Source organism: uncultured Amphritea sp. (genome assembly GCF_937127095.1).
Taxonomy (GTDB): domain Bacteria; phylum Pseudomonadota; class Gammaproteobacteria; order Pseudomonadales; family Balneatricaceae; genus Amphritea.
This window is the reverse complement of record NZ_CAKZLP010000024.1, coordinates 61222-81885: the sequence shown is the minus strand read 5'-3', so window position 1 is coordinate 81885 and position 20664 is coordinate 61222. Positions and strand designations below refer to the sequence as shown.

Here is a 20664-nt window from a genome sequence, read left to right as displayed (position 1 = left end):
TCCTGGAGGGCGGTTGCCCGGTCAGCTACGCAAAATAATTACCGATTTTAACAGATAAGCGGGCGGGTAACAGCTGATCGGACATGCGGGAAGGGGGCGGGTTGCTGTATAATGCCCGCCATTGATTCAGGACAAGATCCGCTAGCCGTCGGCGCGGATGACAGATTTGAGGTTTTCAGCATGAGTGAAGAAAAAACTAACCAGCAATGGGGTGGCCGTTTTAATGAGCCAACGGATGCCTTTGTTGCCCGCTTTACTGCGTCTGTTCAGTTTGATCAGCGGATGTATGAACAGGATATCCGTGGCTCTGTTGCTCATGCGAAGATGCTCACCAGGGTAGGTGTGCTGACTGAAGCGGAGTGTGCCGATATTCTCCAGGGTCTGAAAGAGATCCAGACCGATATCGAAAGCGGTAACTTTGAATGGTCGATTGAGCTGGAAGATGTGCATATGAACATCGAAGCGGCGCTGACCAAGAAGATCGGCATCACCGGCAAGAAGCTACATACCGGCCGCTCCCGTAACGACCAGGTTGCCACGGATATTCGTCTCTATGTTCGCGATGAGATCGATAATATTCTGTTGGAAATCACCCGTCTGCAACAGGGTATTGTGGGTCTGGCCCGTCTCGAAGCGGACACGGTGATGCCCGGCTTCACCCACCTGCAAACCGCACAGCCGGTGACCTTTGGACATCACCTGATGGCCTGGTTTGAGATGCTTAGCCGTGATTACGAGCGCTTCGTGGATTGCCGTAAGCGAGTGAATATTCTGCCGCTGGGCGCTGCTGCACTGGCGGGCACGACTTATCCGATTGACCGTCATATGACCACTGAGTTGCTGGGCTTTAGCGCACCGACAGAGAACTCATTGGACTCTGTTTCTGATCGTGACTTCGCTATCGAGTTTTGTGCCGCCTCCAGCATTATGATGATGCATATGACCCGCTACTCTGAAGAACTGGTGATGTGGGCCTCTGCGCAGTTTAACTTTATCAACCTGCCAGATCGTTTCTGCACCGGTTCTTCTATTATGCCGCAGAAGAAAAATCCCGACGTACCGGAACTGGTGCGCGGTAAGAGTGGCCGCGTCTATGGTCACCTGATGTCTTTGTTAACGCTGATGAAGTCACAGCCGCTGGCCTACAACAAAGATAATCAGGAAGACAAAGAGCCGCTGTTTGATGCGATCGATACCATTAAAGGCTGTCTGCGTGCATTTGCTGATATGGTGCCGGCGATTGAAGCGAAGCGCGACAATATGCGTGAAGCGGCGCTGCGTGGCTTCTCCACAGCCACCGATCTGGCCGACTATGTGGTACGTAAGGGAATTCCGTTCCGTGATGCCCATGAAATTGTCGGCAAAGCGGTTGCCTACGGCATTCAGCAGAGCAAAGATCTGGGTGAGATGAGTCTGGAAGAGCTGCAACAGTTCTCCGATCAGATCGGCGGTGATGTGTTTGAAGTGCTGACCCTGGACGGCTCTGTCAGTGCCCGTGATCATATTGGCGGTACTGCACCGAATCAGGTGCGTCAGGCCTGCGACCGTGCTGAAGAGATGCTCGCGCAGCGCAGTTGATCAACTAAATGCTTTACCGGACCCGCTATGGTTGTCGCCTTAGCGGGTTTTTTTGTAAGTTTATTACTCATATTGGGGTATTTACTTACGTCGTTGGTAGCACTGCTGAGGTAAATTATCTGATCCAGGCCCAGGCTATCCCTCGATTGTAAAAATGCAGTGTTAAGAGCCAAAATAATAACTAGATAGCGGAGTTCAAATGAGACTAAATATCACCCATAAGATGATTGTTGGCTTTGCTTTGATGGTCGTTTTTATCATCGTAGTCGGAGTGGGTGGGTTGGGTGCTATTCATCTGCTATCGAATCAGTTTCAGGATGTCGCGCATAATGTTGTGCCTTCACTGACCGGTAGCCTGCGCCAACAGACCCGCCTGGAATCGACAAGTCGTCAACTGTTTACCGCGTTGTCGCAAACGAAAGTTGAGGACCTCAACCAGCAGAGCACGATGTTCAAAGAACAGCTGGAAAGCTTTAAGTCGGATCAGAATCTTTTAGCCGAGCGGGTAAAAGGACAGAACGAACTGGTGACCGCGCTGAACAACGTTGATGATCTGGTTGAAAAGTATTTTGCTCTTGCGGACACGACATTAACCCAGCAGAGCCGTATTCTTCTGCTTGAACGGCTAGCCATCGAATCTGACATTCAGTATCGGGGACTGGAAAGCTCACTGAACGGGTCATTGAATAAATTTTTGTTAGATGAGAGTGACACCCCGGCAGCTAAGGCTGTTAAGTCCGTTGGCCGGATGATGGCTACCTATAATTACCGCCTGATGGATTTTAAACGTACTCAGGATATGGCGTCTCTGGATAAGTTTCTCGAAAGCAGTACAGGAAAACTGACAGAAAGATACGATGAGGTTATCGCTAAGGGTGGCAACTTTCGCTTCGCACTGGACCAGATTAACGCTATTCAGGATCACTTGTATGGCAAAGATGGGTTAATTTCAGTTTTGCGACAGATGACCAATGCTCAGGCTGACCAGGCGGAAAAGTTGAATCAGACTTATGGGTTGATAGAGCAGACTCAGGCGGCTATGGAAAACTTCATATCCCTGAATCGGGCAATGTTGTCAGAGGCAGATAATAAAACGGATGAAGAGGTTTTTCTGGGGCGTATCTGGATAGGTGGTCTGTCTCTAGGCGCGGTTTTCTTTGGTGTTTTGATTGCCGCTGCCTTGGTACAGACGATTCGTACTCCACTGGCGCATATACACACAGGGTTAAGTCGTCTGAATGAGGGCGATCTTAATGTTACGTTTGAGGTGCATCGACAAGATGAATTCGGAGATCTGAGCCGTTATCTGAATACTGTTGTTGCAGGGCTTCGCGATATTCTTCAGCAAGTCGCTATCGGTGCAAACCGGTTATCCAGCGTGGCCAACAATAATGCAGCGATCAGTCAGCAAACCACCGACGCGATGAGTTCACAGGGTATGAAACTTGAGCAAACCTCGTCTGCTGCGGTAGAGATGGAGCACAGTGTTGCTGAGGTTGCCCGTCATAGTAAAACCACTTTACAGGCAGTGCATGAGTTTGAGACGTTAAGCCAGAACGTCAGCCAGCAGATGCTTGATACGATTGACAGCATTGAAACCCAGGCAAAAGGTATCGATCAGGCGATGGGGGTGAGTAATGAGATGTCGGCGTTTGGTAATCAGATCGTTATGATTCTGACGACGATTCAGGATATAGCAGAAAAAACCAATCTATTGGCGTTGAATGCAGCGATAGAGGCTGCCCGGGCGGGAGAGCAGGGTCGGGGGTTTGCTGTGGTGGCGGATGAAGTGCGAAGCCTGGCAGGTCGTACCCGTGACTCGGTGCAGGATATTCAGGATATGGTCGGTAATATGCAAAACGCGATTACCCGGGTCTCAGAGGTGATGAATCAGAGTTTTGAGCAAACCCAGAACTGTGTCGAGCAGGCTGGCCGGTCACAGGAATTGCTTCGGTCGATGAATGATGCGGTGTTCCATATCCGTGACCTGAATGCCTTCATTGAGACCGCTGCTAATGAGCAGGCGCAAGCAGTGGCAGAGGTCAGTCAGACTTTGGTATCGATCAATACCGCTGCAGCTGAAACCTCGCAAGGGGCTGCCAGTGCATCAGCAAGCAGCCAGGAATTACTGGGTGTGGCGCAGCAGCAGCAAGCGTTACTGGCGCGATTTGCAATCAGCTGAAATGATCAAACCTTTAGTTAAAAAGCCGCTTAATGCGGTTTTTTTCTTTCTATGCCTTTCATTAATGGAGACTTTATCCGTACTGAATAGGGATTGTCGGCATCGGTTCAGATATAACTATCGACCGCTAAAAACGGATTTTCGGATCAGCCCTGGCAGTTTTCTGTAGTTTTATTACCCAGCTTGGGATGTTGGTATAACACCTTAGTTGAACTACAGGGTAGATTCAGCTATTAAACATTCTATGCCTAATTACATACACACGTTACAAGAGCTTTCTCAGATAGCCGGAACGGTGGAGCAAACATGAGACTGAATATCACCCATAAAATGATTGTTGGATTTGTCCTGATGGTAGTTTTCATCATCGTAGTGGGTGCCGGAGGTGTCGGTGCCATCCAACTGATTTCACAAAAGTTCCAGAACGTTACGCAGAATGTTGTGCCCTCTCTGACCGATGGCTTACGGCAGCTGGTGCGACTGGAGGAAGCCAACAACGAGCTGTTTGCTGCGTTATCGCAGAAGCGGGTTCGGGAGCTGAACCTGCAGCGAGAGTCTTTCAAACAGCAGCTTGAAGCATTCAGTACTGAGCAGCAGGCATTAGCCGCCCGTGTGTCCCATGATCCCGCGCTGACTGAGTCATTGAATCAGGTGGCGGTACTGGTCGATCAGTACTTTACCCTGGCGGACACGGTGTTGGGGGAGCAGAAAAATATGCTCGATAACGAGCGGCATATTATTGATGCGGATATCAAACTGCGCAATGTAGACAATGCCCTTTCAACCTCCCTAAGCAAGCTGCAGGTTGATCACAGCGGAACCCCTGTTGCCGCGGCGGGCAAGGAATTAGCGAAAACGCTGGGGATTTTCCGCTCCCGGCTGATGAACTTCACCCGGACAAAAACGATGGCCCGGCTGGATAAAGTTCTGGCAACCCGAAAGGGCGATATTCGAACCGGTTATGAAGAGATTATTCGCTTAGGTGGCCCGTTCCGTTCATCGCTGGACGACATTAATGTTTTTGAACAGCAGTTCTACGGCGACGAAGGGCTGGTTGCCTATCTGCGAACTATGAGCGCTGCCGAGGAAGCTCAGGTGGCTCGTTTGCAGCAGACTTATAAACTGATAGCAGAGACCCGTGCTGCCGTTGAAGATTTTATCACCAAGAACAACCAGATTCTCAATCAGGCGCAGAGTCAGGCTGATCAGGAAGTGTATGTCGGGCGGTTGTGGATCGTTGCACTGTCGATAGGTGCGGTGATCTTTGCTTTGATTGTTGCGTTTTTGCTGGTGCAGACCATTCGTGTGCCGCTGGCGCATATCCGTGAACGTTTGAGCGCGGTGCGTGGTGGTGATCTAACCGTTGTATTTGATGTCAGCCGCCAGGATGAGTTTGGTGATCTGAGTGGTTATCTGAATGAGGTTGTCGCAAGCCTTAAATCAATATTACAGCAGATTGCAGAGGGCGCTGAACGGCTATCGATGGTTGCTAACAATAATGCCACCATAAGCCAGCAGACGACTGAGTCTATGAACATGCAAAGTATGCAACTGGAACAGACCTCATCTGCCGCAGTTGAGATGGAACATAGCGTATCTGAAGTAGCAGGGCACAGTAAAACGACACTGAATGCGGTGCATGAGTTTGAAGGCCTGAGCAATGATGTTAGTCAGCAGATGCAGAAGACCATTGTCAGTATTGAAACCCAGGCCCGAGGGATCGATCAGGCGATGGGTGTCAGCCGGGAGATGTCTGCGTTTGGTAATCAGATCGTAATGATTCTGACAACGATTAAGGACATCGCTGAAAAAACCAATCTACTGGCGCTGAATGCGGCGATTGAAGCGGCGCGGGCTGGTACTCAGGGGCGTGGTTTCGCGGTAGTGGCCGATGAAGTAAGGGCGCTTGCCGGGCGCACCTCAGATTCGGTTCAGGATATTCAGGATATGGTAGGCAATATGCAGAACGCCATACAGCGGGTGTCTGAGGTGATGGATCAGAGTTATACGCAAACCCAGACCTGTGTTGAGCATGCGGGCAGGTCGCAGGTGGTGCTTCAGGCAATGAATGAAGCGGTTGCACATATCCGTGATCTTAATGCCTTTATCGAAACAGCTTCCCGTGAGCAGACTGATGCGGTGGCAGAAGTCAGTCAGACACTGGTATCAATCAGTAACGCTGCAGCGGAGACGACTAAAGGGGCGGAAAGTGCTGCTGAGAGTAGTCAGACACTGCTTGATGTTGCCCGTCAGCAGCAGTCGTTACTGGCGAGTTTCTCGATCTGACAGTGTTATGGTGACGCTATAGCCGCTCTGGGTTTCCCTGGTGGCTTTCTGTAGTTTTATTACCCCGCTGTAGAAAGCGAATAAGATCGTTGATACAGGGGAAATTGACTTTCAGGTGCGGATACCTTCAATAGAAAAACAATCAACACGAGCTTTGTTATGAGGCTGGATGCCGGAGCACACATGAGACTGAATATCACCCACAAACTTATCACTGGTTTTGTTTTGATGGTGATTTTTATCATCGTCGTCGGGGCGGGTGGTCTGCTTGGCAGCAGAACCATCTCAAACCATTTCTTCACGGTGTCTGATAATGTCATCCCGTCACTCTCGGGCAGCTTCCAGCAGCTGGTCTATCTGGAAGAGGTTAACTCAGAACTCTTTGCCGCACTGTCTCAGAACCGGATTAAAGATCTGAATAGTAAAAAGAAAGCGGTTAAAGCCAGAATCGTTCAGTTCAATGAAACACAGGCGCAGGTCACGGAGAAAGTAGCCGGTAACCCAGAGCTTAAAGCCAGTCTTGAAGAAGTGCAGCTGGCTAGTGAGCAGTTTTTTAAGATCACTGAGGCGGTGATGAACGACCGCAAGCAGGCATTGATTCTCGAGTTCCAGACCCGACAGGCGGAGATCGACTTCCAGTCGCTGGGCAATACGCTGAATCTGTGGACTCAATCCCTCTATGAAAACGGGGTGGATGGTGAGGTGCTGAGAAAAGCGGAAGATCTGATAGTACAGTTCCGTATGCGCCGCTTTCAGCTGGTGGACTTTCAACGGACCAATGATATTGAAAAACTGAATAAGGTACTGCTGGACGACGCTGGTTCACTGACTGCAGCCTTGCAGGCAGTGGAGCCGGTGGCGCCGAGTGCTCAGCTATTGAAGCGCACCATCACTTCGATCAACAATCACCTTTATCAGGAAGGTGGGTTGGTTGACTATTATCGCCAGCAGGCCGCGTCCGCAGTAAAGCTGGAGCAGAGTCTGCAGCAGACCGATCAGCTGATCGCTCAGGCACGGGAGTCGATGAACGCCTTTATCGCAGCGAACAATCAACTGGCGGGTAATGCGCGGGATGAAGCTCAGCAGTTGGTGAATTTCAGTCATATCGGCATATTAGGCTTATCCGCAGGGGCGGTACTGTTTGCGCTGATCATCGCGGTGGTGCTGGTGAGAACGATTCGTGGGCCGTTATCGCATATTCACACTGGGTTAGGTGCGCTTCGTGAGGGTGACCTGAATGTTATTTTTGAGGTGTACCGTCAGGATGAGTTTGGCGATCTGAGTGGTTATCTTAATGAGGTTGTTGCAGGGCTGAAGGATATCCTCAAACAGGTGGCTGAAGGCGCTGAGCGGTTGTCCAGTGTGGCCAATCAGAATGCCATGATCAGTGAGCAGACGACCCTGTCTATGAATATGCAAAGCATGCAGTTGGAACAAACCTCCTCGGCTGCTGTAGAGATGGAACACAGTGTTGCCGAAGTGGCTGAGCACAGTAAAACCACTCTGAGTGCGGTGCATGAGTTTGAAGTACTGAGTCAGGATGTCAGCCAGCAGATGCTGGAAACCGTCAGTAGTATTGAAACCCAGGCGCAGGGGATTGATCAGGCGATGGGGGTGAGTAAAGAGATGGCGGCGTTTGGCAATCAGATCGTGATGATTCTGACCACGATTCAGGATATTGCGGAAAAAACTAACCTACTGGCGTTGAATGCGGCGATCGAAGCGGCGCGTGCCGGTTCGCAGGGGCGTGGCTTTGCCGTAGTGGCAGATGAGGTAAGGGCGCTTGCCGGGCGCACCCGTGACTCGGTTCAGGATATCCAGAGTATGGTGGGCAATATGCAGAACGCCATACAGCGGGTGTCCGAAGTAATGGATCAGAGTTATACGCAAACCCAGAACTGTGTTGATCAGGCGGGGCGGTCACACGGGGTATTAAAATCGATGAACGATGCGGTAGCGCATATTCGCGAGTTGAACACCTATATCGAAACCGCCGCAAACGAGCAGCGGGATGCTGTGGCCGAAGTTAGCCAGACGCTGGTCTCCATCAGCACTGCTGCTGCGGAAACCTCAAAAGGTGCCGAAGGTGCTGCGGATAGCAGTCAGACGCTGCTGGATGTGGCCCGTCAGCAGCAAACATTGTTGGCGCGTTTCTCCATTAGCTGATCCTCTGGCAAACAAAGGAGCCCGCACGATGCGGGCTTTTTTGCACCAGAGGGGCGAATCAGTTGAGGGTGATATCTACCATCAGATCGTTGGCAATCGCTTCCAGAGACTGCTGCAGATCATCCAGATCAACCCCCGCTGGCACCGTAAGATCCGCATCCGCTTTAAACAACTCCTCAGCCGACATAGAACCGCTGACCAGCTCAGTGGAGAGTCGTTCAACATTGATATTGTAACGGCTCAGTGCCTGAGAGATCTCCCGCACGATACCGGGCTTGTCATGGCCGATCAGTTCCAGAGTGATATTGTTACTGTCGGTTAAGGTTTCACTTTCCTGGCTGCGTTCGGCAACCACTTTGAGCCCCTGAGATTCCAGTTTGCGCAGGGCATCGAGTAGGATGTCAGCCTGTTCTTCGGCAACGGAAACAATCAGAATACCGGCAAACTTGCCCGCCAGACGGGACATGCTGCTTTCCAGCCAGTTGCCGCCATTGTTGGCGATGGTCAGGGACAGTTGTTCTACCAGGCCGGGTTTGTCCCGGGCTATTATTGTCAATACGAGGGATGTCATTGTGGTTTGCTCCTGTAAAGTATATCCAGACCGGAATCGCTGTCCCCTATGATGCCGGCGATCATTTCCTGTTATTGGCTCCTTGGGATGAGTCCTGACTCATTATCCGGATCACTGACAGAAGCATAGCTGCCGCTGCAAAAAAGTGGTGCTAAAAGTGCTGACAATGAGTCCGGATCACCTCATAATCCCGCAATTTATGCTAAGACGGTTGCAGTCGTAGGGTGCATAGCGGGTAAAGCAGTCACGGGACCTATCCTGAGTGCTAAAGGATTATATACACAGATGAATGAGATTCTAACTGCCTTATGGCCTGTTTTTGCACTGTTATGTGTCGGGCATATTGTCCGTCGGGCCGGGTTTCCCGGTGATGGCTTTTGGGAGCCTGCCGAAAAACTGATCTACTTTCTGCTGTTTCCGACGCTGCTGGTCTATAAACTGAGCTTAGCCGATGTCGGAGCCGTTCCGGTGGCTGAGGTTGCGCTGGCGATTGTGCTGTTAATGTCTATCGGGACGCTGACACTGTTGAGTATTCAGCGGCTAAAACCAATGACCAACAGCCGTTTTACCTCTGTATATCAGGGAGGAATGCGCTTTAATACTTATGTCGGACTAGCGTCCAGCGCTGCCTTATTCGGTGATACCGGGGTGGCGGTTGCTGCGGTGATTATTGCGGTGATGGTGCCGTTGCTGAATCTGCTGTGCGTGCTTATTTTTAGTCTCTACACCCGTGAAGATGCGGGCTATATGAGTGCCTTGCTGGCGGTGGTCAAAAATCCGCTGATTATTGCCTGTTTTGTGGGCATATTCCTCAACCTTAGTGGGCTGGGCTTGCCGTGGATGGTGGCATCGGTGGCCGGACTGCTGAGCGGTATCGCGCTGCCTCTGGCTCTGCTGGCCGTGGGTGCGGGACTGAACCTTACGGCATTACGTCAGGCGGGTGGCGCGGTGATCTACAGCAGTGCAATCAAACTGCTGCTGTTTCCCTGTCTGATGGTGCTGATATGTCGTTTGCTGGCAATCTCTCCTGAGGTGACTCAGGTGCTGGTGCTGTTCAGTGCGCTGCCAACAGCTCCCTCAGCCTATATTCTTGCACGACAATTGGGTGGGGATGCGGTGCTGATGTCCGCGATCATTACCGGACAAACACTGCTCTCAATGGTGATGATGCCGGTTATTTTGTCGATTTTTCCGTTTTTTCTGTGATTTTCTGAAAAAAATGGAACTTATTTCATGAAAATGGTGTCTTTTCTTAAGCTTTTAAAGCATTTGTCGATAAAGTGCGTGTAACTTCTTAAAAAGGCATAGTAAAAATGCTTGTGTTTTTTTTCTTTTGTGGAAGAATGTGCGCGCTTTTGACTTAGTGAATTAAACTTTCCGAGCAGTAAAAAATGAAAAAAGGACCAGATCTAGTTGCCGTGTTGATCGTTGTATTTGTACTGGGAACCGTTTTTACGGGTGTCAGTCATGCCGATATCGAGTTTGTTTCGTTGGTGGGTCAGGTGTTCAACAACTAAATCCCGTTATCGGGCAGCGCGGTAAAAACGTTGCTCGGTGGCCACGCCTTCGAGTGGTATGTCCCAGCTTTCTGTTTTCAGTTGATCAACTTTTTGCAGATCATGCGCCAACCCGATCAGCCGGGTTCCCCTGTCTTTGCGCCAGCCCTGTTTAAACGCAAAGGTGCGATCATAGTATCCACCGCCCATCCCCAGTCGACCGCCCTCATCATCAAATGCCACCAGTGGAAGCAGGACAAGGTCTAATGCCCAGGCAGGGCGTCGTGGCGCCTTTACCAGTGCGGGTTCTTTAATACCATAGATGTTGTTGGTCAGACGGGTGTCTTTATTGTATTGAATAAACCAGAGGCGGTTGTGGCGAATCGGGTGAAGTACCGGCAGAAAGCATTGCTTACCGAGTTTGTGGCAGTAGTGGATAACCTGTTCGGCACTGATCTCGCCATCGCTGGCAAGGTATAACGCGATGCTCCGGCTACGACGGAACTGAGTCAGGCGGCGCAGGGTTGCGAGTAATCCATGAGCGTGTTGACGCTGCTCGGCAGGGGTTAAGCTGCGGCGCGATTTGCGCATCTGTCGACGCAGATTCTGTTTGAAGTCCGGAGCTTTATTCATGGTGTAGGTGCAGAAGAAAAAGAAAAGACTCCCCAAGGTTGCGGCGCTGAGATCGGCCCTGAACCCGAAGGTTCAAGGTGGCAGCTTCCGGTAAAAATTAGGCTTTCCGTCTGGCGGACATGCACATCAGTTAACCAGGAAGCTTCCAAAAGTGTGATTATCGGCTCAAGGGACTAAATCAGACTACCAATAACCTCAGGGAGCTGATCTCATTATACCTTTCCGAAACGGAAAGTCAGCCTTGAATTAAAACTTAACTGTGCTATTTGCAAAAATAGCCAGATTTATAAGCGCATGAAAAATAAGTGTATTTATTTAAGATGAAAAATATTCACCCGCAAGAAAGCGTTTTTCAGGTGCGAGCATTGTCTGGCAGGGTCTGTTCAATCAGTTGGCTCAGTTGATCCAGACGGAGATTGGCCGCTTCTCGTTCGGCTGTCTGGCTTGATTGCAGTTCATAGGTGATATTCAGGGCTGCCATCACGGCAACTTTTTCTGTACCGAAGATGCGTCCTCCGGCGCGGATCTCCTGCATCTTTTTGTCCAGGTAGGCTGCCGCTTTTAGTAGCTCGCCTTCCGCCTCTGCCGGACATGCGACCACATACTCTTTTCCCAGCAGGGTGACGGAGATGTTTCGGGGAGAACTGCTCATGCCTGCTGCTCCAGTGTTTTAAGGCGGCTGATCATCGCTTCGATTTTCTGCTCGGTCTGGCCGGCAATCTGAAGGCGCTGATGACGCTCCTCTTTCAGTGCAGAGATTTGCAGGTGCAGATCCCGGTTTGACTGCTCAAGTTGCTGGCAGTGCCGGATCAGCGTATTAATCTGTTGTTCCAGTTTATCGAACGCTTGCGCAGACATAGTTTAAGACTCAATTATCAGAGACTGTATAATAAGCGGAAAATGGTTGGTAATCGAGAGCTGTTTCGTGGTGCCCTCGGAGTTGAAGTGCTAGGATATGAGTCCTGAAATGTTAAGCAATACAGAGTAGCACCGCCATGCCTGAAACGCAGTCCCCTGAAGAATTTCTCCCTGAATACTATGAAATATGTGATGTGCTGGTCGCTGAAGATAGCATGACCAGTAGTGCTGCAGAGCTGCATGGATTGCTCTGTGGTTACCTTTCTGCCGGTGCCCGGTTTAGTCATGAAGCCTGGTTGAAGCTGGCGGCTGAGCTGACCGATATTACAGAATTTCGTCACGAATCGTCGAAACTGGCGTTTACCGATCTTTATGATGGTGTGATTGCGCAGCTGGAACAGGGGGATTTTGGTTTTCAGCTGCTGTTGCCTGATGATGATATGTCGATGCCGGAGCGGGCGGAAGCACTGGGGTGCTGGTGTCAGGGTTATCTGACCGGGTTTGGTTTGCAGGGCGGACATACCAATGAGTCGCTATCGGATGAGCTGAAAGAAGCGCTTTCAGATATGGAGCAGATCGCCCAGATAGAGCTGGAGCCTGAGGCAGATGAAGAGAGTGAGTCTGATCTGATGGAACTACAGGAGTATGTGCGTATCTCATCTATGATGATTTTTGGTGAGTTTAATGCTCCACCACCACAAGACAACGTTGCACCGGGTGCAACGCTGCATTAACAGGGAGTCATTTCACCGATGCAAATCAGTCAGTCAGGTTTTGCCGCCCGTCGTCAGCAGTTGATGGATAAAATGAGTCCGGAGAGTGTTGCTATTATTCCCTCCGCCGGCGAAGTGCCGCGTAACCGGGATGTGGAATACCCGTTTCGGCAGGACAGCGATTTTTATTATCTGACCGGTTTTAATGAGCCGGATGCCTTGCTGTTGCTGATGCCCGGTCGTAGCGAAGGCCAGGTCGTGATCTTTTGTCGTGACCGCGATCCGGAGATGGAGATCTGGAACGGTTATCGGGCAGGCCCTGAAGGGGTGTGCAAGCAGTACGGCGCAGATCAGGCGTATCCTATTGCTGAGCTGGATGAGCAGATGGCTGAGCTGTTACAGGGCAAGACGCGTCTGTATTACTCTATGGGCACTAACGAAACCCTCGACGGTCAGGTGCGTCACTGGCTGAACAGCATCCGTAAGAAGGCCCGCCTGGGGGCGGTTGCGCCCGGTGAGATGGTGATGCTGGATCACCTGTTGCACGAGATGCGCCTGTTTAAGTCAGCAGAAGAGGTTGAGCTGATGCGCGCTGCGGGACGTATCTCTGCCGAAGCGCATGTGCGGGCGATGCAGGCCTGTAAACCTGGGCTGATTGAGTATCAGCTGGAGGCGGAGATCAGCCATCACTTTGCTATGAACGGCTGCCGTCTGCCAGCTTACTCCTCGATTGTGGGTGGCGGTGATAATGCCTGCGTACTGCACTATACCGAGAACCGGGATGCGCTGAAAAGCGGTGACCTGGTGCTGATCGATGCCGGTTGTGAGCTGGATTACTATGCCGGTGATATTACCCGCACCTTTCCGGTCTCAGGAAAATTCAGCCCGGAACAGCAAGCGATCTATGAGTTGGTGCTTAAGTCACAGCTGGCCTGTATCGAAGCGATTCGCCCCGGCGCTCCCTGGATCAGTATTCATGACCTGTCGGTAAAGATTTTAACCCAGGGTCTGATCGATCTTGGCTTACTCAAGGGTGATCTTGAGGGGCTGATTGAGAGCGGTGCTTACAAAGTGTTTTATATGCACCGTATCGGCCACTGGCTGGGTATGGATGTGCATGATGTGGGTGACTATAAAATTAATGGCGACTGGCGACCACTGGAGCCGGGTATGGTGATGACCGTAGAGCCGGGTATCTATATTTCACCACAGAATGAGCATGTGGATGAGAAATGGCGTGGCATCGGCATCCGTATTGAGGATGATGTGCTGGTGACTGAAAGCGGTTATGAGATTCTCAGTGCCGGTGTGCCAAAAAGTGTGGCAGAGATCGAGCAGTTAATGGCTTGCTAAACGTTAGTTCAAGTATTTATTCATGCCTTCTGAAGGCAATACACAGTTTTAATAACCCGGGCGATTATGAAGCAGCATTACGATATTTTAATCATTGGTGGCGGTATGGTGGGAGCCAGTCTTGCCGCATCGCTGATCCCGGCCGGTAAACGGCTGGGACTGTCTATCGCCGTGGTTGAAGCCTTTCCTATGCCTGATGCCGGTAGTGTTGCGTATCAGCCCAGCTATGATGCCCGGGCGACTGCGCTGGCCTATGGCAGCCGACTGATCTATGAACAGATCGGTATCTGGGAGCAGCTGCGTGAGCATCTCTGTCCGATTACCGACATTCATGTGTCTGATAAGGGCCGGTTTGGGGTGTCCCGACTGAATGCCGGGGATGAGAATGTCGCGGCGCTGGGTTATGTCGTAGAGAATCACTGGCTGGGTCGGGTGTTGATGAACCGCTTAGCTCAGCCTGATGCGCAGCATATTGATCTTCTCTGTCCTGCTGAGGTCACTGCGGTAAATACCTTGTCAGACAAGATGGCGGTGACGCTGATGACTGAGGGCCGGGAACACCGGCTGACCGCAGAGCTGGTGGTGATGGCCGATGGTGGCCGCTCCGAACTGCGTGAACAACTGGGGATTGGCTATCGGCACAAGGGCTATCATCAGCACGCCCTGGTAACCAATATCAGCCCCGAGTCGCCCCATCACAATATCGCCTATGAGCGTTTTACCGATACCGGACCGATGGCGCTTTTACCGCTGGAAGACCTGTCGCTTGATGCGTTGGCCCCGGCCGAACTGTCGGCGGCTGAGTCATCATCGCCCCTGCAGGAGGGACGTCATCGGATGGGGCTGGTGTGGACGATCCCCGATGATCAGATTGATGAGATGCTGGCACTGAGTGACCGGGAGTTTATCGAGCGGGTGCATGAGCGTTTCGGCTATCGCGCCGGGGTATTTGTCCGGGTTGGGGAACGCTATAGTTATCCGCTGAAACTCAGTGTTGCCGATGAACAGGTGCGCCAGGGTCTTATCATGCTCGGCAATGCGGCCCATGCGCTGCATCCTATCGCCGGGCAGGGATACAATCTGGCGCTGCGTGGGGTGGTGACGCTGGCTGCTGAGCTGATTCGTGCCCGGGAAGCGGGCGTCAATCTGGGGGATATCAACCATCTGACCCGTTTTGCCGAGCAGGTACGTCAGGATCAGCGGAAAACGATCGGCTTCAGCGATAAGACCATGAAGCTGTTTTCTAATAATAATCCGTTACTGGCGTTGGGGCGCAGCGCGGGTTTGCAGTTGCTGGATATCTGTCCGCTGGCGAAAACGGTCTTTGCCCGCAGTGCCATGGGGCTCGATCAGCCAACCCCGGATCTGCACTGAGCGGGCGTTCTATCACCTCGTTTTTCATCAGTAGTCTGAGAGGACTCGAATGACACAACATAACGAAACAGATCTGGTTATTGTCGGTGCCGGTATGGTAGGCCTGACGCTGGCCGCTTTACTGGCCGGGAGTGGTCTGCGAATCCGCGTGCTTGAAAGTCGGGAGATCGATCCGGCGAATGCTCGGGAATGGGAGCAGTCCCAGCGAGAGAATGGCTATGATCCCCGGGTCAGTGCCCTCACGGTTGCTTCGCAGCAGGTGTTAACGGTGGCCGGCGTCTGGTCACAGATAACGGAGATGCGGGCGATGCCCTATCGGGCGATGGATGTCTGGGATGGTGAAGGCACCGGCAAGATTCGCTTCGACTGTGCTGAACTGCATGAACCCTGTCTGGGGCATATTGTTGAAAACCGGGTGACGCAGACCGCGCTGCTGCAGCAGATTCTCAGTCAGGACAACTGTGAGCTCTCTGTCGGTGTGCAGCTGACGGAGCTTTCCGAGCCCGATAGCGATGGTAATCGCATGCTGACACTGAATAACGGTGAAGTGCTAAAGGCCCGTTGCGTGGTCGCCGCGGATGGTGCCTTATCGAATACCCGCAAAATGGCCGGTATCGGTATGTGGGAGTGGGATTATGGCCATCATGCCATCGTCACTACCGTGACTACAGCGCAGCCGAACCGGGCGACCTGCTGGCAGCGTTTTACTGAGGATGGTCCGCTGGCGTTTTTACCGCTGCCGGATGCCCATCTAAGCTCGATTGTCTGGTCAACTTCACCGGATCACGCCAAAACGCTGATGGAGCTGGATGATGAGACGTTTTGTCAGGCGTTGGAGCGCGCTTTTGAGGGGCGTCTGGGCGCGGTGACCCATACCGATCAGCGGTTTGTCTTTCCCCTGCGCCAGCGGCATGCAAAACAGTATGTTAAAGCCGGCTTTGCCGCAATCGGTGATGCGGCCCATACGATCCATCCACTGGCAGGCCAGGGGGTAAACCTGGGACTGATGGATGCTGCTGCCCTGGCGGAAACGATTCTCGATGGTCTGGCTGAAGGCATGAACTGGCACTCGGAGTATCATCTGCGTCGCTTTCAGCGTTCCCGGCAGAGTGAAAATCTGCAGATGGCCGCAACCATGGAGGGCTTTAAGCGTTTATTTAACACCCGTAATCCGTTGCCGAGGCTATTACGTAATACCGGTATGAGTCTGATGAACAGTCTGTCGCCGGTGAAAAATCATATTGTCCAGCAGGCGATGGGGTTAAGTGGCAGTCTGCCTCGCCTGGCTCGCCGACCCGTCAGAGATTAATCCCGGGCTGAATAAAACTCTTATGCCTACAGAAAATTCAAACCATTAGAAACGCATAGACCAATAGATCAGCCCGAATCCGGGAGCAAAATTTGCACTGGCAGATAATTCTATATACATTGTCTGCCCTTTTCAGATATTGCCCTTAGCTTTATCGCTGAATAATAATTAATAGTGTCAGTTACAGAGTGATGAAATATTCGCTCAGGATAAAAGAGTTAAGAATATGGGACAGAAAACCGCACTTTACGAAAAGCACTTGCAGATGAATGCCAAGCTTGTCGATTTTGGCGGCTGGGATATGCCTATTAATTATGGTTCTCAGGTTGAAGAGCATCATAAAGTCCGCAACGATGCCGGTATGTTCGATGTTTCGCATATGACCGTGGTTGATGTAACCGGTGCCGATGCCAAAGAGTATCTGCGTTATCTGCTGGCGAATGATGTGATTCGCTTACAGGAGCAGGGTAAAGCGCTCTACAGCGGTATGCTGAATGAAACCGGCGGCGTAGTGGATGACCTGATTGTCTATCTGATGACCGATCCTGATGTAACCGGCGAATGGTTCCGGGTGGTGGTTAACTGCGGCACCCGTGAAAAAGATCTGCGCTGGATGGCCGATCATACTGCACGATTTGATAATGTTGCTCTGACTGAGCGTCCTGAATTGTCTATGGTGGCGATTCAGGGACCCAATGCTATTGCTAAAGTTCTCTCTGTCGTGAGTGAATCCCGGGTTAAGCTGATTGAGACTCTGAAGGTGTTTCAGGGGCTTGAGTCCGAGGGCTGGTTTTTTGCCAGAACTGGCTATACTGGTGAAGATGGACTTGAGGTCATGGTGCCAGAGGAGTATGTTGCAGACTTCTGGCAAGCGTTAGCTGACGCGGGTGTTGCACCTTGTGGTCTGGGCGCGCGTGATACGCTGCGCCTGGAAGCAGGTATGAATCTGTATGGCTCTGACATGGACGAGAAGGTCTCTCCGTTGTCGGCAAATATGGGTTGGACCGTTGCCTGGGAACCGGCTGAGCGGGAGTTTGTAGGTCGTAAAGCGCTTGAAACTCAGCGCAGTGCTGGTGTAAAACAGAAACTGGTTGGCCTGGTGCTTGAGAGCCGAGGTGTTCTTCGCAGTCATCAGAAGGTCATGATCAACGGTGAGGAAGCGGGTGAAATTACCAGCGGTTCTTTTTCGCCTACACTGGGGTGTTCGATCGCAATGGCCCGGGTATCAGCTGAGATTGCTGATACATGTCATGTCGATATGCGTGGCAAACTGGTAGAAGTAAAAGTGGTTAAACCGTCATTTGTGCGCAATGGCGAGAAAGTGTTTTCATAAACTCTCACTGTAGGAAAGAGAAAATGAGCGATATCCCAAGTGATCTGAAGTATGTTGCCAGCCATGAATGGATCCGTGACGAAGGTGACGGTGTGGTTACTATAGGTATTACTGATCATGCCCAGGATCTGCTGGGTGATGTAGTGTTTGTTGAGCTTCCTGACGTGGGCTCAGAATTTACTACCGGTGATGATCTGGGTGTGGTTGAGTCTGTGAAGGCGGCATCCGATGTATACGCGCCGTTGAGTGGTGAAGTGATTGCCATCAATGAAGAGCTGGAAGATGCGCCTGAACTGGTTAACAGCGACCCGTACGGCGATGGCTGGTTTGTGCAGATTCGTCTATCTGATACCAGCGAAGTCGACGACCTGCTGGATGCGGATGGCTACGCGGAACTGTGCGAAGCTGAAAGCTGATTTGGTCTCTGATTATAAAATTTAAGCCCTGCCACTGCGGGGCTTTCTGTTTTCTGGGCTGGCAGGATATGACTGACGAATGCCTCCCGACTAACTGTTATTCTGAAGGTAACTCACCTTGCAACAACTACGTTTGAATCCCGGCGCTGATAAGCGTCTTCGCGGTGGTCATGTCTGGATCTACAGCAATGAAGTGAATACTAAACTATCACCGTTGAAACAGTTTACACCGGGCGAGCAGGTGGTGGTGGAGAGCTCTTCAGGAAAGCCGCTGGGGTTAGCCTATGTGAACCCCAATTCGCTGATCTGTGGTCGTCTGGTGAGCCGCAGTGTGAAGATTCCTCTGGATCGTTCGCTGATTGTGCACCGCCTGAATATTGCGCTGTCTCTGCGCGAGGCCTGCTTTGACAAGCAGTGCTACCGTCTGGTGTTTGGCGATAGTGATGGTCTGCCGGGTCTGGTGATCGACCGCTTCTTCGATATCTTTGTGGTACAGATTTCAACCGCAGGGATGGAACTGTTCAAAGAGGATATCGTTGCGGCAGTGGAAAAAGTGTTCAAGCCGCAGGGTATTCTGTTCCGTAATGATGGCAAGATGCGTCAGACCGAGGGGCTAGAAAGTTATACCGAAGTTGCCTTTGGTGAGGTGCCGGAACTGGTGCCCTTTGAAGAGAACGGCGTGTCTTTCCTGGCGCCGGTGCACAAAGGGCAGAAGACCGGCTGGTTCTATGATCACCGTCTGAATCGGGCGCGGATGCAGCAGCATGTAGAAGGCAAACGAGTGCTGGATCTGTTCAGCTATATCGGTGGCTGGGGCGTGCAGGCTTTGGCTGCAGGTGCGGAGCATGTCACCTGTCTGGACGCCTCTGAGTTTGCCTTGGATATCGCCCAGGAAAATGCGGTTCTGAATGGCGGTGAGGAGCGTTTTACCACCATTCAGGGCGATGCCTTTGATGGCTGTAAGATGCTGCTGGAGGAGGAAGAGAAGTTTGATGTGGTGATCGTTGATCCGCCAGCCTTTATTCAGAAGCGCAAAGATATTCGCAATGGTGAGCAGGCCTATAAGCGGATTAATCAGCTGGCGATGCGACTGGTTGCCAAGAACGGTATTCTGGTGTCGGCATCCTGTTCGATGCATCTGGAACGTGAGCGGCTGGTGGATATCATCCGCTCTGAAAGCCGGACGCTGGACCGTCAGGCGCAGATTTTTGATCAGGGACATCAGGGCGGCGACCATCCGGTGCATCCGGCGATTCCTGAAACAGATTATCTTAAATCATATTTTGTACGACTGTTGCCGGTCACCTGAGCTGGCAGAGAATAGGGGGAAAGGGCATGGAGTATAAGTTACTGGGTAGCAGCGATCTGAATGTCAGTCGTATCTGTTTGGGGACGATGACGTTTGGGCAGCAGAACACCGAAGCCGAAGCGCATCAGCAACTTGATTATGCCGTAGCACAGGGGATCAATTTTATTGATACCGCGGAGATGTATCCGGTTCCTCCTATGGCTGAAACTCAGGGGCGTACGGAACAGTATATCGGTAGCTGGTTGAAAGCCCGGGGTAACCGTGATCAGCTGATACTTGCCACTAAAGTGGCCGGTCCTGCTGATATGGCCCAGCATATTCGTCCCGGCCTGTGCCTGGATAAAGCCAATATCCGGGCCGCGGTTACTGCCAGTCTGCAGCGGTTGCAAACTGATTATATTGATCTCTACCAGCTACACTGGCCGGATCGGGCGACCAATTTTTTTGGTCAGCTGAATTACCGTCACCAGCCGGATCAGAATGGTACGCCGATTCTGGAAACCCTTGAGGCGTTGAAGGAGTTGGTTGATGAGGGGCTGATCCGCTATGTTGGGCTGTCCAACGAAGTGCCCTGGGGCGTGATGAAGTTTCTCAGTTATGCAGAGGCGTTGGGATTACCTCGGGTCGTGACTGTGCAAAACCCTTACAACCTGTTGAATCGAAAAGATGAGGTGGGACTGACGGAGGTGTTATTACGGGAAAAAGTAGACCTTCTGGCCTATTCGCCAATGGCGTTTGGTACACTGAGTGGCAAATACCTGGATGGCAGTGCAGGGCCGGATGCGCGGATTAATCAATTCCCACGATTTTCCCGTTATTTTACCGAGACTGGCCTGAAAGCGACCGCAGAATATGTACAGCTGGCCCGTGATCATGGTCTTGATCCGGCGCAGATGGCGCTGGCGTTTGTCAATGATCAGCCCTTTGTCGGCAGTAATATCATCGGCGCGACGACCATGCAGCAGCTAGAGAGTAATATTGCTTCGATTGATCTTAAGCTTTCAAAAGAGCTTTATGAAGCGATTGATGGGCTGGGGATTAAATACTCTAATCCTTGTCCTTAATGTGACGGATAATGACTAAAAAA

18 protein-coding genes and 1 other RNA gene are annotated in these 20664 nt (G+C 51.5%); 14 read left to right on the top strand and 5 right to left on the bottom strand.

Features of this window, described 5'->3' with window-relative positions:
- The first annotated feature begins 180 nt into the window (after positions 1-180).
- The 4 genes from argH to Q0499_RS06240 all read left to right on the top strand — a co-directional run bounded on the left by argH (position 181) and on the right by Q0499_RS06240 (position 8212).
- Entirely contained in the window at positions 181-1578 is a 1398-nt protein-coding gene (gene argH / locus Q0499_RS06255; RefSeq protein WP_299197341.1) for an argininosuccinate lyase, read from the top strand.
- Between the two features lie 199 nt (positions 1579-1777).
- Positions 1778-3760 carry a methyl-accepting chemotaxis protein gene (locus Q0499_RS06250; RefSeq protein WP_299197339.1) on the top strand — a complete coding sequence of 661 codons (1983 nt, stop codon included), beginning with the start codon at positions 1778-1780 and terminating at the stop codon, positions 3758-3760.
- Between the two features lie 306 nt (positions 3761-4066).
- Positions 4067-6046: a methyl-accepting chemotaxis protein gene (locus Q0499_RS06245; RefSeq protein ID WP_299197337.1), complete on the top strand. Its 1980-nt coding sequence runs from the start codon at positions 4067-4069 to the stop codon at positions 6044-6046.
- 183 nt (positions 6047-6229) lie between these two features.
- Entirely contained in the window at positions 6230-8212 is a 1983-nt protein-coding gene (locus Q0499_RS06240) for a methyl-accepting chemotaxis protein (RefSeq protein ID WP_299197335.1), read from the top strand.
- A 58-nt stretch (positions 8213-8270) separates the two neighbouring features.
- On the opposite strand, the gene Q0499_RS06235 is transcribed toward Q0499_RS06240, so the two are convergent.
- Positions 8271-8783, bottom strand: a complete 513-nt coding sequence (locus tag Q0499_RS06235) for an ACT domain-containing protein (protein WP_299197333.1) — start codon at positions 8781-8783, stop codon at positions 8271-8273.
- 285 nt (positions 8784-9068) lie between these two features.
- Between Q0499_RS06235 and Q0499_RS06230 the strand changes: the two genes are divergently transcribed.
- Together Q0499_RS06230 and Q0499_RS06225 are read left to right on the top strand one after the other, a co-directional pair.
- Positions 9069-9989 carry an AEC family transporter gene (locus Q0499_RS06230; protein ID WP_299197331.1) on the top strand — a complete coding sequence of 307 codons (921 nt, stop codon included), beginning with the start codon at positions 9069-9071 and terminating at the stop codon, positions 9987-9989.
- Between the two features lie 185 nt (positions 9990-10174).
- Positions 10175-10300, top strand: coding sequence for a hypothetical protein (locus Q0499_RS06225; protein ID WP_299197329.1), 126 nt, complete (start codon positions 10175-10177; stop codon positions 10298-10300).
- Positions 10301-10306: 6 nt separating this feature from the next.
- Here Q0499_RS06225 and Q0499_RS06220 read toward each other — a convergent pair whose 3' ends face one another.
- From Q0499_RS06220 to Q0499_RS06205, 4 genes are all read right to left on the bottom strand, one after another.
- Positions 10307-10912, bottom strand: a complete 606-nt coding sequence (locus tag Q0499_RS06220; RefSeq protein ID WP_299197326.1) for a 5-formyltetrahydrofolate cyclo-ligase — start codon at positions 10910-10912, stop codon at positions 10307-10309.
- 25 nt (positions 10913-10937) lie between these two features.
- Positions 10938-11117: non-coding RNA, 6S RNA (gene ssrS / locus Q0499_RS06215), on the bottom strand.
- Positions 11118-11264: 147 nt separating this feature from the next.
- Positions 11265-11564, bottom strand: coding sequence for a cell division protein ZapA (locus tag Q0499_RS06210; RefSeq protein ID WP_299197324.1), 300 nt, complete (start codon positions 11562-11564; stop codon positions 11265-11267).
- Positions 11561-11770, bottom strand: coding sequence for a DUF904 domain-containing protein (locus Q0499_RS06205; RefSeq protein WP_299197322.1), 210 nt, complete (start codon positions 11768-11770; stop codon positions 11561-11563). Before Q0499_RS06205 ends, Q0499_RS06210 begins: the two co-directional genes overlap by 4 nt.
- Positions 11771-11907: 137 nt before the next feature.
- Between Q0499_RS06205 and Q0499_RS06200 the strand changes: the two genes are divergently transcribed.
- From Q0499_RS06200 to Q0499_RS06165, 8 genes are all read left to right on the top strand, one after another.
- A complete protein-coding gene (locus Q0499_RS06200) occupies positions 11908-12504 on the top strand; it encodes a UPF0149 family protein (protein WP_299197320.1) in 597 nt (198 codons plus the stop codon).
- Between the two features lie 18 nt (positions 12505-12522).
- A complete protein-coding gene (pepP, locus tag Q0499_RS06195; RefSeq protein ID WP_299197318.1) occupies positions 12523-13836 on the top strand; it encodes a Xaa-Pro aminopeptidase in 1314 nt (437 codons plus the stop codon).
- Positions 13837-13902: 66 nt separating this feature from the next.
- Complete coding sequence (gene ubiH / locus Q0499_RS06190; protein WP_299197316.1) at positions 13903-15210, top strand: 2-octaprenyl-6-methoxyphenyl hydroxylase; 1308 nt, start codon at positions 13903-13905, stop codon at positions 15208-15210.
- Between the two features lie 49 nt (positions 15211-15259).
- Complete coding sequence (locus tag Q0499_RS06185; RefSeq protein ID WP_299197314.1) at positions 15260-16519, top strand: UbiH/UbiF/VisC/COQ6 family ubiquinone biosynthesis hydroxylase; 1260 nt, start codon at positions 15260-15262, stop codon at positions 16517-16519.
- Between the two features lie 226 nt (positions 16520-16745).
- Positions 16746-17852, top strand: coding sequence for a glycine cleavage system aminomethyltransferase GcvT (gene gcvT, locus Q0499_RS06180; RefSeq protein ID WP_299197310.1), 1107 nt, complete (start codon positions 16746-16748; stop codon positions 17850-17852).
- Between the two features lie 23 nt (positions 17853-17875).
- Entirely contained in the window at positions 17876-18268 is a 393-nt protein-coding gene (gene gcvH / locus Q0499_RS06175) for a glycine cleavage system protein GcvH (RefSeq protein WP_299197308.1), read from the top strand.
- A 118-nt stretch (positions 18269-18386) separates the two neighbouring features.
- Positions 18387-19577, top strand: coding sequence for a class I SAM-dependent rRNA methyltransferase (locus tag Q0499_RS06170; protein ID WP_299197306.1), 1191 nt, complete (start codon positions 18387-18389; stop codon positions 19575-19577).
- Between the two features lie 26 nt (positions 19578-19603).
- Positions 19604-20641 (top strand): NADP(H)-dependent aldo-keto reductase, encoded by a 1038-nt coding sequence (locus Q0499_RS06165; protein ID WP_299197304.1) that lies wholly within the window; start codon positions 19604-19606, stop codon positions 20639-20641.
- Positions 20642-20664 lie beyond the last annotated feature (23 nt).

What these genes read in the sequence shown, in the direction of transcription:
- argH (WP_299197341.1), top strand. Translation starts at nt 181, where the DNA reads ATGAGTGAAGAAAAAACTAACCAGCAATGGGGTGGCCGTTTTAATGAG.
- Q0499_RS06250 (WP_299197339.1), top strand. Translation starts at nt 1,778, where the DNA reads ATGAGACTAAATATCACCCATAAGATGATTGTTGGCTTTGCTTTGATG.
- Q0499_RS06245 (WP_299197337.1), top strand. Translation starts at nt 4,067, where the DNA reads ATGAGACTGAATATCACCCATAAAATGATTGTTGGATTTGTCCTGATG.
- Q0499_RS06240 (WP_299197335.1), top strand. Translation starts at nt 6,230, where the DNA reads ATGAGACTGAATATCACCCACAAACTTATCACTGGTTTTGTTTTGATG.
- Q0499_RS06235 (WP_299197333.1), bottom strand. Translation starts at nt 8,783, where the DNA reads ATGACATCCCTCGTATTGACAATAATAGCCCGGGACAAACCCGGCCTG.
- Q0499_RS06230 (WP_299197331.1), top strand. Translation starts at nt 9,069, where the DNA reads ATGAATGAGATTCTAACTGCCTTATGGCCTGTTTTTGCACTGTTATGT.
- Q0499_RS06225 (WP_299197329.1), top strand. Translation starts at nt 10,175, where the DNA reads ATGAAAAAAGGACCAGATCTAGTTGCCGTGTTGATCGTTGTATTTGTA.
- Q0499_RS06220 (WP_299197326.1), bottom strand. Translation starts at nt 10,912, where the DNA reads ATGAATAAAGCTCCGGACTTCAAACAGAATCTGCGTCGACAGATGCGC.
- Q0499_RS06210 (WP_299197324.1), bottom strand. Translation starts at nt 11,564, where the DNA reads ATGAGCAGTTCTCCCCGAAACATCTCCGTCACCCTGCTGGGAAAAGAG.
- Q0499_RS06205 (WP_299197322.1), bottom strand. Translation starts at nt 11,770, where the DNA reads ATGTCTGCGCAAGCGTTCGATAAACTGGAACAACAGATTAATACGCTG.
- Q0499_RS06200 (WP_299197320.1), top strand. Translation starts at nt 11,908, where the DNA reads ATGCCTGAAACGCAGTCCCCTGAAGAATTTCTCCCTGAATACTATGAA.
- pepP (WP_299197318.1), top strand. Translation starts at nt 12,523, where the DNA reads ATGCAAATCAGTCAGTCAGGTTTTGCCGCCCGTCGTCAGCAGTTGATG.
- ubiH (WP_299197316.1), top strand. Translation starts at nt 13,903, where the DNA reads ATGAAGCAGCATTACGATATTTTAATCATTGGTGGCGGTATGGTGGGA.
- Q0499_RS06185 (WP_299197314.1), top strand. Translation starts at nt 15,260, where the DNA reads ATGACACAACATAACGAAACAGATCTGGTTATTGTCGGTGCCGGTATG.
- gcvT (WP_299197310.1), top strand. Translation starts at nt 16,746, where the DNA reads ATGGGACAGAAAACCGCACTTTACGAAAAGCACTTGCAGATGAATGCC.
- gcvH (WP_299197308.1), top strand. Translation starts at nt 17,876, where the DNA reads ATGAGCGATATCCCAAGTGATCTGAAGTATGTTGCCAGCCATGAATGG.
- Q0499_RS06165 (WP_299197304.1), top strand. Translation starts at nt 19,604, where the DNA reads ATGGAGTATAAGTTACTGGGTAGCAGCGATCTGAATGTCAGTCGTATC.